Origin of the sequence: Marinobacterium marinum, assembly GCF_013868415.1 — a bacterium.
In the GTDB taxonomy this organism is placed as follows: domain Bacteria; phylum Pseudomonadota; class Gammaproteobacteria; order Pseudomonadales; family Balneatricaceae; genus Marinobacterium; species Marinobacterium marinum.
In genome coordinates this window covers 127,328-140,728 of the sequence record NZ_JACEMT010000046.1, presented here as the reverse complement: position 1 = coordinate 140,728, position 13,401 = coordinate 127,328, and the positions used below count along the sequence as shown (strand labels likewise).

Here is a 13,401-nt window from a genome sequence, read left to right as displayed (position 1 = left end):
TGAACCGCAGTGTAAAAGTGTATGAAGTGCCCGAAATGCGTCGTATCCGCAGAATTCATTTCGTCGGTATTGGTGGCGTCGGCATGTGTGGTATTGCCGAAGTATTGTTGAACCAGGGGTATGACATCAGTGGTTCGGATATCCGTCCGACCGCGACGACGATGCGCCTGGAAGCTCTGGGTGCCGAGATTTTTATCGGTCACGCTGCCAGCAACGTCAGTCAGGCCAATGTGGTGGTGATTTCGACGGCGGTCAAGTCCGATAACGCGGAAGTGGCGGCGGCAAGAGAGCTGCGCATTCCGGTGGTCCGTCGTGCCGAAATGCTGGCTGAGCTGATGCGTTACCGTCACGGTATTGCGGTTGCCGGCACCCACGGCAAAACAACGACGACCAGCCTGATGGCCTCCATCATGGCTGAAGCCGGTCTGGACCCGACTTTCGTGATTGGTGGTCGCCTGAACAGTGCCGGCACCAATGCTCAGCTGGGGGGCAGTCGTTACCTGGTGGCCGAGGCTGATGAAAGTGACGCTTCCTTTCTGCACCTGCAGCCGATGGTGGCCATTGTTACCAATATTGATGCCGATCATATGGATACCTATGGCGGCGATTTTGGTAAACTCAAACAAACGTTTATCAGTTTTTTGCACAATCTGCCGTTTTATGGTCTGGCCGTTTTGTGTACCGAGGATCCGGTGGTGCGGGAAATTCTGCCCGAGGTCAGTCGTCCAGTGCTGACATACGGCTTCCACGAGGGGGCGGATTACCAGGCGGTGGACATCCGTCAACAGGGCATGCGTACCTGCTTTACGGTTCAGCGCCCGGGCAATCAGTCGCCGCTGGAAGTCTGTGTCAATATGCCGGGGCGGCACAATGTCCTGAATGCGCTGGCGTGTATTGCCGTTGCGTTGGATGAAGGTATTGATGAAGGCGCCATCGTGCGTGCGTTGGACCGTTTTGAAGGTGTGGGTCGGCGGTTCCAGGTACTGGGTGAATTGCCGGTTGCTGGGGGCGAAGTGACATTGGTGGATGATTACGGTCATCATCCGACCGAAGTACAGGCGGTCATCCGAGCCATTCGCGAGGGCTGGCCGGAGCGTCGTTTGGTGATGATTCATCAGCCTCACCGCTATACCCGTACCCGCGATCTGTATGAAGACTTCGTCAAGGTATTGTCGGAAGTTGACCTGTTGCTGCTGATGGAAGTCTACCCGGCCGGGGAAGAGCCCATTCCGGGCGCGGATTCGCGCAGTTTGTGCCGCAGCATTCGTCAGCGGGGTGTTGAACCCGTGTATGTCGAGGGGCCGGACGGCGTGGCGGAGATATTGCGTAATGTATTGCAGCCAGGTGACCTTCTGCTGACCCAGGGAGCCGGCAATATTACCAGTCTGGCTCATCAGCTGACTAAGGAGTCCCTGGTGAGTGCGGTCAAGGAACAGGAATGATGAGCAAGCAGATACAAGCAGCGGAAGTAGCAGCTCTGGGGCGGGTCGCCGTCGTGATGGGTGGAACCTCGGCCGAGCGCGAGATCTCTCTGCGCAGCGGTCGAGCCGTGCTGAAAGGGTTGCAGAATGCCGGAGTGGACGCCTTTGCCATCGATCTGGGAGCAGAGGGCGCCAACCCTGTGGCCCAGCTTCTGGATAGTGAGTTTGATCGCGCCTTCCTGATTCTGCATGGCCGTGGTGGGGAAGACGGTACGATTCAGGGTGTTCTGGAAATGATGGGCAAGCCCTATACCGGCAGCGGTGTTGCCGCTTCGGCCCTGGGCATGGATAAGTTGCGCTGCAAGCAACTGTGGCAGGGAGCCGGGCTGCCGACTCCCCTGTTTTCGGTGCTGGATGCCGAAACTGACTTGGACAGGGTCGAGGCCAGACTTGGCTATCCGGTCATGGTCAAACCTGTACACGAGGGCTCCAGTATCGGGATGAGCAAGGTGAATAACCGGGCCGAACTGGAAAGCGCCTATGCTGCGGCAAGCCGGTATGACAGCAGTGTGATTGCCGAGCAGTGGGTTAATGGTCCCGAGTTTACGATTGCCGTTTTGAATGATCAGGCCCTGCCGGTTATCCGGCTGGAAACACCGCATGACTTTTACGACTTTGAAGCCAAATATTCAGCAGCTGATACGCATTATCATTTTGATACCCGGTTGACGTCTGCACAGGCCGAAGCCCTTCAACTGCTGGCTCTGCAGGCATTCAATACCGTGGGATGTCGTGGTTGGGGACGTATCGATGCGATGATGGATGCCAATGGCAGCTTTCAGTTGCTTGAGGTCAATACCGCGCCGGGAATGACGGACCACAGCCTGGTGCCTATGGCTGCCGGGGAGGCCGGGATCAGCTTTGAACAGTTGGTTGTGGGTATTTTGAGCTTGAGTAGCGCTGAGGCGTAAGCATGGCACAGGCCGGAGAGCAGGGGGTTGTAGGCAATAATCAGGATCGCCAGTGGCGTATGGTGGTGATTCTGACGCTGCTGGTGATATTCACCGGCGTGAGCAGCTCGCTCCTGAGAGAACTCTGGCAGTGGTTGAATCAGCCGGTGGGAGTGGTGACAGTGGCGGGAGCGACTCGCCACCTGGACAAGGAAGCATTGGCGCAGGCACTGGCGACACGGATGAACCGGCCATTGCTGCAGCTGGACCTGAAAGCCTTGCAGGAGCAATTGGTTCAGGAGCCCTGGGTACACAGTGCCAGCGTACGCCGTCAGTGGCCGCCAGCGATTGGTGTGCAGCTGGAGGAAGAAGTGCCGGTGGCACGCTGGGGAGACAAGGGATTGCTCAACCACCAGGGTGACATCTTTTGGCCCGAGTTGAAACCGGAGTATGCGGCCTTGCCGAAGCTGACGGGGCCGGCACATGAAACCATCAGAATCATGCAACAATACCATGACCTGAACCGGATGTTCTCGGCATCAGGGCTGCGGTTGACGGGGCTGGTGCTGGAGTCACGAGGGGCCTGGACACTGGAGTTGGACAACGGCATTCGAGTGGTTGTCGGTCGTGAAGAACTGGTGCCGCGATTGAAGCGGTTTATAGATATCTATCAGCAAAGGCTGGCGGCTCGAGCAGAGCAGATCGAGCAGGTTGATATTCGCTATACCAATGGTGCCGCTGTGAGTTGGCGCGCAGAAACAGGACAGGATAATGCAGGTTAAGGGTGAGATGGCAGGCAACATGATTGTTGCACTCGATATCGGCACTTCGAAGGTCGTCTGCCTGGTGGGGGAAGTCACGCCCCAGGGGACGATCGAGATTGTAGGCGTGGGTTCCCAGCCGTCACGAGGGCTTAAGCGTGGTGTCGTGGTCAATATCGAATCGACCGTAAGCTCCATACAGCGGGCGGTGGAAGAAGCCGAGCTGATGGCCGGGTGTAAGGTACACGGTGTCACTGTCGGCATTGCCGGCAGCCATATCAGCAGCCTGAATTCCCACGGTATCGTGGCGGTTCGTGATCGCGAAGTCTCTGATTACGATCTGGAGCGGGTGATTGATGCTGCTCGGGCCGTTGCCATCCCGGCCGACCAGAAAATTCTGCATATCCTGCCGCAGGAATACCTGATTGACAATCAGGAGGGCATCAAGGAACCGCTTGGCATGTCAGGTGTGCGCCTGGAGGCCAAGGTGCATCTGGTCACCGGGGCTACCAATGCGATCCAGAATATCGAAAAGTGTATTCGCCGATGTGGGCTGGAAGTGGATGCGGTTGTACTGGAGCAGCTGGCTTCGAGTTATTCGGTACTGACCGAAGATGAGAAAGATCTGGGGGTTTGTATCGTGGATATCGGTGGTGGTACCACCGATCTGGCGGTCTTTACTGCGGGTTCGATTCGTCATACGGCAGTGATTCCGATCGCCGGTGATCAGGTCACCAATGACATCGCCATGGCGTTGCGTACACCGACCCAGCACGCCGAGCAGATCAAGATCAAGTATGCCTGTGCCCTGGCCCAGCTGGCTCAGGCCGATGAGATGATCAAGGTGCCCAGCGTCGGAGACCGACCGGCCCGAGATTTGTCACGACAGGCGTTGGCTGAAGTGGTAGAGCCGCGTTACGAAGAACTGTTCACGCTGGTTCAGGCCGAGTTGCGCCGCAGCGGTTTCGAAGACCTGGTAGCTGCCGGTATCGTGTTGACCGGTGGTACGTCCAAGATGGAAGGAGCAGTGGAGCTGGCCGAGGAAATTTTCCACATGCCGGTTCGTTTGGCCAAGCCGCAAGGCATTCGAGGCATGGAAGCCCAGTTGGGTAATCCGATTTACGCTACCAGTATCGGTTTGCTGCATTACGCCCGGCAGGATCATGAAGTACCGATGGCCCCCATTGCAGCGGAACCTGTCAAGGAGTTGATACCGGTAGTCGAGCGCGAGCCGCGCAAGGGAGTGGGGGATCACCTACAGCGGTTTAAATCCTGGGTACAAAGAAACTTTTAATAATTAATTTCAAGTTAATCGCCGGAAGTGCCGGATAGTGCAGTAACAGGCACCGGAGAGGAGGGGGACAAATGTTTGAACTGGTCGAAAGCGTAACCCAGAGCGCGCTGATCAAGGTGATCGGTGTTGGTGGCGGCGGTGGCAATGCCGTGCAATACATGGTGGATACCGAAGTTGAAGGGGTCGAATTCATCTGTGCGAACACCGATGCTCAGGCACTGAGCCGTAGTGCGGCTCGCACGGCGCTGCACATCGGCAGTGAGTTGACCAAGGGGCTTGGGGCCGGAGCCAACCCGGAGGTCGGGCGCCAGGCGGCCATTGAAGATCGCGAACGTATTGCTGAAACCCTGTCCGGCGCGGATATGGTGTTTATTACCGCAGGCATGGGGGGCGGCACAGGGACGGGGGCTGCACCAATCGTGGCTGAAGTCGCCCGTGAACTGGGAATCCTGACGGTTGCTGTCGTAACCCGCCCGTTCCCGTTTGAAGGGCGCAAGCGGATGAAAATTGCCGAAGCCGGCATTGCCGAGCTGCGCGATGCCGTGGACTCCCTGATCATTATACCGAATGAAAAGCTGATGCAGGTGCTGGGTAAAAACTGCAGCCTGGTGAATGCATTCAGTGCGGCCAACAATGTGCTCAAGGGTGCCGTACAGGGCATTGCCGATCTGATCACGCGTCCGGGCATGATCAACGTGGACTTTGCCGACGTACGTACGGTGATGTCTGAAATGGGTATGGCGATGATGGGAACCGCGATGGCACGGGGTGACAGCCGTGCCGAAGAGGCGGCTGAAGCAGCGATTCGCAGCCCGCTGCTGGAAGATATCGATCTGCGTGGCGCCAGCGGGATTCTGGTGAATATTGCGGCGGGTGAAGATCTTAGCCTGGGCGAGTTCACCGAAGTCGGTAATATCGTTGAGCAGTATGCAGATGACGATGCCACCATCGTTGTGGGTACCGTTATCGATCCGACGCTGGGTGAAGAGTTGAAAGTGACGGTGGTCGCCACCGGTCTTGATCGTGCCCGGGAGCCCGAGCTGAATCTGGTGCAGAACAAAAGCAACAACAGCCGCAAGCCTGATGGTTCGCTGAATCTGGATGAAATCGAACTGCCGACCATCTTGCGTCGTCAGCGCGAGGAAGCGCTGGTTGATAAGCCCAGACAGGAAGCGGGTGGAGAGAAGCCGGGGCAAAAGGATGATTACGGCAGTCTGGATATCCCGACATTCCTGCGGCGTCAGGCTGACTGAAAAATAGTCAGCCATAAGAAGGGTGGCGCCGATTGAATAATTGGCGTCGAATTTGTTACTATTTCGCGATATTTTTGTAAATTCAGGTTGGCACAGCGGATGATCAAACAGCGCACACTCAAAAACAGCATCAAGGCCACTGGCGTCGGTCTTCATACGGGCCAGAAAGTGTACTTGACGCTGAAGCCGGCACCGGTCAATACCGGTATCGTGTTCCGCCGAGTGGACCTGGACCCAGTGTTTGAAATAGAAGCCCGTGCTGATAATGTCGCTGATACTACGCTGTCGACCAATCTGGCGCGTGACGGTGTGCGTGTGGCGACGGTGGAACACCTTCTGTCGGCGTTGGCCGGACTGGGAATCGATAACGCTTATGTCGAGTTGAGCGCCGAAGAAGTTCCCATTATGGATGGCAGTGCCGCGCCTTTCGTATTTCTGATTCAGTCGGCGGGTATCGCCGAGCAGGATGCGCATAAGGAATTTATCCGCATCAAACAGGAAGTGACCGTCAGTCACGAAGGCAAGACCGCGACGTTTAAGCCGTTCAGCGGTTTCAAGGTCGGCTTTTGTATCGAATTTGACCACCCGGCCTTTGCCAACCGTAACATGGAAGCCGTCCTGGATTTCTCCAGTACTTCCTTTGTAAAGGAAGTGAGCCGGGCGCGCACATTCGGTTTCATGCGTGATATTGAGTACCTGCGTTCCCAGAATCTGGTACTGGGCGGCAGCTTTGAAAACGCGATTGTGGTTGATGATTTCAAGATCCTTAATGAAGATGGCCTTCGCTATGAGGACGAGTTTGTCAAGCACAAGGTGCTGGACGCCATTGGTGACCTTTACCTGCTGGGCAAGAGTCTGATCGGCGAATTCTATGGCCACAAGTCCGGTCACTATCTCAATAACATGTTGTTGCGCAAGTTGCTGGCGACCGAGGATGCTTGGGAAACGGTGACGTTCGAGGAGCAGGGGGCGCCTGTGCCCATATCCTATCACCGCCCTGTTGCAGCGGGTTGATCCTGCCCTGAAAGCCGGCCTGTAAAGGCCGGCTTTCACGTTTCAGGGCGGCAGCTTGTCGGGAAGTCTGAAGCAGATCAAAAATCCGCGCCGTTGACATTCTATTATCTGCCCCAATACAGGTAGAATGTCGTATCCATTTTTTTGCCAAAGGGAACTGCACCGCCTGTGGGGGCAGACCTTTGCATTCAACCGGTTAAAAGTCGAATTATGCTGTCACTGTTCAAGAAGATACTGGGAAGTAAAAACGATCGTGAGCTGAAGCGACTGGGCAAGGTCGTCAAGCAGATCAACGGGCTGGAAGCGGATGTCGAGGCTCTTTCCGATGCGGAACTCAAGGGGCGGACAGCAGCTTTCCGTGCGCGACTTGAGCAGGGTGAAGCGCTGGAGAAACTGTTGCCTGAAGCCTTTGCAACCGTTCGCGAGGCCTCCAAGCGTGTCATGGGCATGCGTCACTTTGATGTCCAGCTGATCGGCGGGATGGTGTTGCATGATGGCAAAGTGTCCGAGATGAAAACCGGTGAGGGTAAAACACTGGTGGCGACGCTGGCTGTATACCTGAATGCGTTGCCGGGCAAGGGCGTGCATGTTGTGACTGTGAACGACTATCTGGCTCAGCGTGATGCTGAGTGGATGCGGCCGTTGTATGAATCTCTTGGCTTGAGTATCGGGGTGGTCTTCTCCGGACAGGACTCCATGTCCAAGCGTGCCGCCTATGCCGCTGATATTACCTACGGCACCAACAACGAATTTGGCTTTGACTACCTGCGCGACAACATGGCCTTCAGTATCGATGACAAGGTGCAGCGCGATTTCCACTTTGCGGTAGTCGACGAGGTGGACTCCATCCTGATTGATGAGGCGCGTACGCCGCTGATTATCTCGGGGCCTGCCGAAGACAGCTCTGCGACTTACCATCAGATCAACCAGCTGATTCCGCGCTTGCAGCAGTTCCACGGCGAAATCGATCCCAAGGATGCTTCTCAGGTGATTGATGAGCACTTTGTTGTTGACGAGAAAAACCGCACTGTTGAGCTCACCGAAGCCGGTCACCAGCTGGTTGAAGATCTGTTGATCGAACATGGCATGCTGCAGGAAGGCGAAAGCCTCTATGCGCCACAGAACCTGAATCTGTTGCACCATGTGTTGGCGGGACTGCGTGCGCACTACCTGTTCCAGCGTGACAAGGATTACATCATCCAGAACGGTCAGATTGTCATCGTCGACGAGCACACCGGTCGTATCATGCCGGGACGTCGCTGGTCAGAGGGTCTGCACCAGGCGGTGGAAGCCAAGGAAGGTGTACAGATTCAGATGGAAAGCCAGACACTGGCTTCAACTACGTTCCAGAACTACTTCCGTCTGTATGAAAAACTGTCCGGCATGACCGGTACTGCGGACACCGAAGCGTACGAGCTGCGCCAAATCTACGGTCTGGACGTGGTCGTTATTCCGACCAACCGTCAGATTCAGCGTAAGGACTACAACGACATCATCTTCCTGACCATGGAAGAAAAGTATCAGGCGATCGTAAAAGAGATACGCTACTGCCGTGAACATAATCGTCCGGTCCTTGTGGGTACTGCGTCGGTTGAATCGTCGGAACTGCTGTCCGCGTTGCTGGACAAAGAGAAGATCCCGCACAATACGCTGAACGCCAAAAACCACGGGCGTGAGGCTGATATCATTGCTGAGGCGGGCCGCCCCGGCGCCGTAACCATTGCAACCAACATGGCCGGTCGTGGTACTGACATCATGTTGGGCGGCAAACTGGAGGCCGAAATCGCCGCGCTGGGTGACGAAGTCAGCGATGCGGAAGTCGACCAGGCACGCGAAGAGTGGCGTCAGCGTCACGAGCTGGTGCTGGAAGCTGGCGGCCTGCACATCATCGGTACCGAGCGTCACGAATCACGTCGTATCGACAACCAGCTGCGTGGTCGTGCCGGTCGTCAGGGAGACCCTGGTTCGTCCCGCTTCTTCCTGTCTCTGGAAGATGATTTGATGCGCATTTTCGCATCCGACCGCGTGCGCCAGTTCATGCAGGCACTGGGTATGGACAAGGGAGAGGCTATCGAGCACAAGATGGTTACCAATGCCATCGAAAAGGCCCAGCGCAAAGTGGAAGGACGCAACTTCGATATCCGTAAATCGCTGCTTGAATATGACGATGTCGCCAACGATCAGCGCAGCGTCATTTACGGTCAGCGAAATGAAGTGATGGCGTCGAATGATATTTCCGAAGCGGTTGAATCGATTCGGAATGAAGTCATCGACAACACGATCAGCGAGCATATTCCGCCACAGAGCCTGGAAGAAATGTGGGATGTTGCCGGGCTGGAAAAAGCGCTGGAAAGCGAGTTTGCACTGAAACTGCCGATCCGCGAATGGCTGGATACGGATGACAGCCTTCACGAAGAAAGCCTGCGCGACAGAATTCGCGGCGAGATCGTGACCGCTTACCAGGCCAAGGAAGAAGCGGTCGGGGCGGAAACGCTGCGGATGTTCGAGAAGCAGGTGATGCTGCAGGTGTTGGACACCCTGTGGAAGGAACACCTGCAGACCATGGATTTGTTGCGTCAGGGTATTCACTTGCGTGGCTATGCGCAGAAAAACCCCAAGCAGGAATACAAGCGTGAGGCTTTTGCCCTGTTCCAGGATCTGCTGGAGCACATCAAGCATGATATTGTACGTATTCTGAGCCATGTACAGGTACGTCAGCCGGAAGAGGTTGAGCGTATGGAAGAAGAGCGCAGGGCTCAGGCCGAACGTCAGCAGATGAACTACGAGCATGCTCAGGGCAGTGCCATGGGCGAGCAGTCGAGCAGTGAAGGCGAAGCTGACGAGCAGGCGGACAACGCGGAACCCTTCAAGCGTGAAACTCCGAAGGTCGGCCGCAACGAACCCTGCCCCTGTGGTTCAGGCAAAAAATACAAACAGTGTCACGGTAAACTCAGTTAATTATTGTCAGTCAAGTAAGGAAAACAGCATCATGGCAGTTGGTCCGGCTACTTTGCCTCAATTACATCCGGTAAACGGGTTTCGTCTCGGTATTGCATCGGCGGGGATCAAGAAACCGGGCCGACGCGATGTGGTGCTGATGGAAATGGCTGAAGGCAGCGCGGTTGCGGGTGTGTTCACCCTGAACGCCTTCTGCGCCGCGCCGGTACGGGTCTGCAAACAGCATCTGGCGGCGGCGCCGGCGCGTTACCTGCTGGTCAACACCGGCAATGCCAACGCCGGTACCGGCGAGCAGGGCATGGTAGATGCCATGGCATGCTGCCAGGCCGTGGCCGAACGCTGTGAAGTGCCGGTTGAAGCGGTGTTGCCGTTCTCCACCGGCGTAATCGGTGAGCCGTTGCCGGTTGGCAAGATTGTCGACGTGCTGGGTGCGGCCAAAACTGATCTGTCCGAGGATAACTGGGAATCGGCAGCCTGGGGAATCATGACGACTGATACCCGGCCCAAGGCCACCAGTGAACAGATCTCTTATCAGGGTAAAATCATTACTTTGACAGGAATTTCCAAGGGATCAGGCATGATCATGCCCAACATGGCAACCATGCTGGGATATGTGGCAACCGATGCTGAAGTGCCGCAAGCGTTGCTGCAGCAATGGTTGAGCAACGTGGCGGATCGTTCCTTCAACCGTATTACGGTTGATGGCGATACCTCGACCAACGATTCTTGCATGCTGGTAGCGACCGGTGCCAGCGGCGTTTGCATCGACGGTTCCGACTATGAACTGGCGGCGCTGTTTACCGAGGCGCTGGAGCGCGTCATGCTAAACTTGGCACAGGCGATTGTGCGTGACGGTGAAGGTGCGACCAAGTTTGTTGAGGTTTGCGTCGAGTCAGCAGGCACCAGCCAGGAAGCGCTGGATGTGGCGTACACCATCGCGCATTCGCCGCTGGTCAAGACGGCGCTGTTTGCCAGCGATCCCAACTGGGGGCGTATTCTGGCTTGCGTTGGGCGTGCCGGGATCGACAATCTGGATCTGGACGCGCTACAGATCTATCTCAATGATGTCTGTATCGTCGAGAACGGCGGTCGTGCTGCCAGTTATACCGAAGAGGCGGGACAGGCCGTCATGGATGGGGAAGAGGTCCTGATTCGAGTGGTGCTGAATCGTGGTCAAGTCATCGAGCGCGTGTGGACCACGGACCTGTCACATGACTATGTCAGCATCAATGCGGACTACCGCAGCTGATTCATGGCCAGGCTGATTCATGTCGCCGCAGCCGTCATACGTGACCGCTCCGGTCGTATTCTTATTGCCCGTCGTCCTGATGACAAGCATCAGGGCGGCCTCTGGGAGTTTCCGGGCGGCAAGGTAGAGGCCGGTGAGCCGGTCGCTGATGCCTTGGCGCGGGAGCTGAAAGAGGAGCTGGGTATCCAGGTGACCTCGGCACGCCCCTTGATTCGTATTCCTCATCACTACCCGGACAAGTCGGTCTTGCTGGATGTATGGGAGGTAGACGACTTCAAAGGCGAAGCGCATGGTGCCGAGGGGCAGCCGGTTTGCTGGGTTATGCCGGACGTGCTGGATGACTATGCCTTTCCGGCGGCGAATACGCCGATTCTGGCTGCTGCCCGATTGCCGGAACGTTTGCTGATAACCGGCGCAACCGCATCCTGTGGCGAATACGAAGAGCGTCTGCTGGCGGCTTTGGCACAGGGAATCGACTGGGTCATGCTGCGTGCCAAGAACCTGAACGACGAGCAGTACGCCCACCTGTACCATCAGCTACAGGTGATCTGCACACCCAGAAACGTTCGCTTGGGAGTCAACACGTCGGTGAAGCAGGCCAACAGCCTGGAGGCCGAACATCTTCACCTGACATCGGCTCGTTTGCTGGCGCTGACTGATCGCACTGAGTTCAAGGGGCGCTGGCTGAGTGCGTCCTGCCATTCGCTCGAACAGATGGAATGGGCACAGGCCAAAGGGGTGGATTTCATCACTTTGTCCCCGGTGCTGGCAACATCTACACATCCGGAAACACCGGCGTTGGGATGGGCGGCATTTGCCGAGCGGGTGGCCGAGTGTACGCTTCCTGTCTACGCGTTGGGCGGCTTGGGAGAAGCTGATCTGGCCTCTGCCCGGCAGTATGGGGCGCAAGGTATCGCGGCCATATCGGCCTGGTGGTGAGAGCCGTTATCCAGAAAGCCGGCACGCTCGTGATGAGGTGCCGGTTTTTTGTTAGTGGGTGCTTGAGTCTTCAATAATCCGCATTGACAGATCAACGGCGCGGCAGTGTTTGGTCAGTGCGCCGATGGAAATATAGTCGACACCGGTATTGGCATAGTCGAGCAGTGTTGCATCGGTAATGTTACCGGAGGCTTCCAGTTTGGCACGGCCGGCCGTCTGAGCTACAGCGGCGACCATGCGCTCGGGGCTGAAGTTGTCTAGCATGACGATATCGGCACCGGCAACCAGAGCCCGCTCCAGTTGCGCTTCGGTCTCGACTTCGATTTCGACCGGCTTGCCGGGGTGGTTACGGCGGGCGGTTGCAATAGCCTGCTCAATACCACCACAGGCCATAATGTGGTTTTCCTTGATCAGGAAGGCGTCATAGAGCCCGATTCGGTGGTTGGAGCAGCCGCCGCAGCTGACCGCGTATTTTTGGCCCATACGCAGGCCGGGAATGGTTTTCCGCGTATCCAGCAGGGTCACCGGGGTATCCGCGACACGCTGTGCATATTCGTGACTGACGGTTGCAGTGCCGGATAGAGTTTGCAGAAAGTTCAGGGCGGCACGTTCGCCGGTCAGCAGGGAGCGGGCCGACCCGTGCAGCCGAAACAGTACCTGGTCGCGTTCGACCAGGTCTCCGTCTTCGACCAGCCATTCGAGCTGAACTTCGGGGTCAACCTGGCGGAAGACTTCATCTACCCAGGCTCGCCCGCAGATAACTGCGGTTTGGCGGGAGATGACCCGTGCCTGTTTTTGATCGCCGGCCGGGATCAGTTCGGCAGTGATATCACCGTTGCCCACATCCTCTTTGAGAGCGGTGCGCACGTTCTCTTCAATGATCGGTTTGAGTTCGGTCAGCGTCAGCATGGTGGCGGGTCTGTCCCTATCATGTACTATGGAGTGCCTATCTTAACGGAAATATGACAGCCTGAGTATGCCGTCGGAGTACCCCCTTGAAGTCTATCGATCTTGATATTATCGAACACCGTTTAACGGCTGCCGAGTTCATCCCGTCCCCCAACTGTAACGAGCGCCCTGACGGTGAAGTGTCGCTGCTGGTGATTCACAATATCAGCTTGCCGCCGGGCCGGTTTGGCGGAGGTCATATTGCCGAGCTGTTTACCAATCGACTGAACCCGGACGCGCATCCCTACTTTGCCGAAATTCAGGGGTTGGAAGTATCGGCTCATGTACTGATCGCTCGAGACGGGAGCATGACGCAGTTCGTACCCTTCGATCGCAGGGCCTGGCACGCTGGGCGCTCCTGTTTTCAGGAGCGTGAGGCCTGCAACGATTTTTCCATCGGGGTTGAGCTGGAAGGCACGGATGAGCTTCCTTACACGGATATGCAGTATCAGACATTGGCGGCGGTGACGCGTGCTTTGCTGAAATCCTACCCTGATTTGAAGACGGAGCGGATAACCGGCCACAGTGATATCGCACCGGGGCGCAAGACTGATCCGGGGCCTGCATTCGATTGGAAGCGTTACCAACGATCTCTCGGGTGATCTGAGAATCGT

Annotated in this window: 11 protein-coding genes; 10 read left to right on the top strand and 1 reads right to left on the bottom strand. The window is 56.6% G+C overall.

Going from position 1 to position 13,401, the window contains the following annotated elements:
- Window positions 1–35: 35 nt before the first annotated feature.
- The 9 genes from murC (at window position 36) to H1S06_RS08740 (ending at window position 11,839) form a co-directional block, all read left to right on the top strand.
- On the top strand, window positions 36–1,442 hold the full coding sequence (gene murC / locus H1S06_RS08780) for a UDP-N-acetylmuramate--L-alanine ligase (protein WP_220183825.1): 1,407 nt from the start codon (window positions 36–38) through the stop codon (window positions 1,440–1,442).
- On the top strand, window positions 1,442–2,392 hold the full coding sequence (locus H1S06_RS08775; RefSeq protein WP_181739264.1) for a D-alanine--D-alanine ligase: 951 nt from the start codon (window positions 1,442–1,444) through the stop codon (window positions 2,390–2,392). The genes murC and H1S06_RS08775 overlap by 1 nt, the downstream gene beginning before the upstream one ends.
- A 2-nt stretch (window positions 2,393–2,394) precedes the next feature.
- Window positions 2,395–3,153 carry a cell division protein FtsQ/DivIB gene (locus tag H1S06_RS08770; RefSeq protein ID WP_181739262.1) on the top strand — a complete coding sequence of 253 codons (759 nt, stop codon included), beginning with the start codon at window positions 2,395–2,397 and terminating at the stop codon, window positions 3,151–3,153.
- Complete coding sequence (ftsA, locus tag H1S06_RS08765; protein WP_181739260.1) at window positions 3,143–4,426, top strand: cell division protein FtsA; 1,284 nt, start codon at window positions 3,143–3,145, stop codon at window positions 4,424–4,426. The genes H1S06_RS08770 and ftsA overlap by 11 nt, the downstream gene beginning before the upstream one ends.
- A 71-nt stretch (window positions 4,427–4,497) precedes the next feature.
- Window positions 4,498–5,679, top strand: coding sequence for a cell division protein FtsZ (gene ftsZ, locus H1S06_RS08760; protein WP_181739258.1), 1,182 nt, complete (start codon window positions 4,498–4,500; stop codon window positions 5,677–5,679).
- Window positions 5,680–5,778: 99 nt separating this feature from the next.
- The gene (gene lpxC / locus H1S06_RS08755; protein ID WP_181739256.1) at window positions 5,779–6,693 is read left to right on the top strand and encodes a UDP-3-O-acyl-N-acetylglucosamine deacetylase; all 915 of its coding nucleotides are present in this window, start codon (window positions 5,779–5,781) and stop codon (window positions 6,691–6,693) included.
- Window positions 6,694–6,900: 207 nt separating this feature from the next.
- On the top strand, window positions 6,901–9,651 hold the full coding sequence (gene secA, locus H1S06_RS08750; protein WP_328515327.1) for a preprotein translocase subunit SecA: 2,751 nt from the start codon (window positions 6,901–6,903) through the stop codon (window positions 9,649–9,651).
- 31 nt (window positions 9,652–9,682) lie between these two features.
- Window positions 9,683–10,900: a bifunctional glutamate N-acetyltransferase/amino-acid acetyltransferase ArgJ gene (argJ, locus tag H1S06_RS08745; RefSeq protein ID WP_181739252.1), complete on the top strand. Its 1,218-nt coding sequence runs from the start codon at window positions 9,683–9,685 to the stop codon at window positions 10,898–10,900.
- 3 nt (window positions 10,901–10,903) lie between these two features.
- Window positions 10,904–11,839: a Nudix family hydrolase gene (locus H1S06_RS08740; protein ID WP_181739250.1), complete on the top strand. Its 936-nt coding sequence runs from the start codon at window positions 10,904–10,906 to the stop codon at window positions 11,837–11,839.
- Between the two features lie 51 nt (window positions 11,840–11,890).
- On the opposite strand, the gene nadC is transcribed toward H1S06_RS08740, so the two are convergent.
- On the bottom strand, window positions 11,891–12,748 hold the full coding sequence (gene nadC, locus H1S06_RS08735) for a carboxylating nicotinate-nucleotide diphosphorylase (RefSeq protein WP_181739248.1): 858 nt from the start codon (window positions 12,746–12,748) through the stop codon (window positions 11,891–11,893).
- A gap of 86 nt (window positions 12,749–12,834) precedes the next feature.
- On the opposite strand from nadC, the gene ampD reads away from it, so the two are divergent.
- On the top strand, window positions 12,835–13,389 hold the full coding sequence (ampD, locus tag H1S06_RS08730) for a 1,6-anhydro-N-acetylmuramyl-L-alanine amidase AmpD (protein WP_220183819.1): 555 nt from the start codon (window positions 12,835–12,837) through the stop codon (window positions 13,387–13,389).
- The last annotated feature ends 12 nt before the right edge of the window (window positions 13,390–13,401 follow it).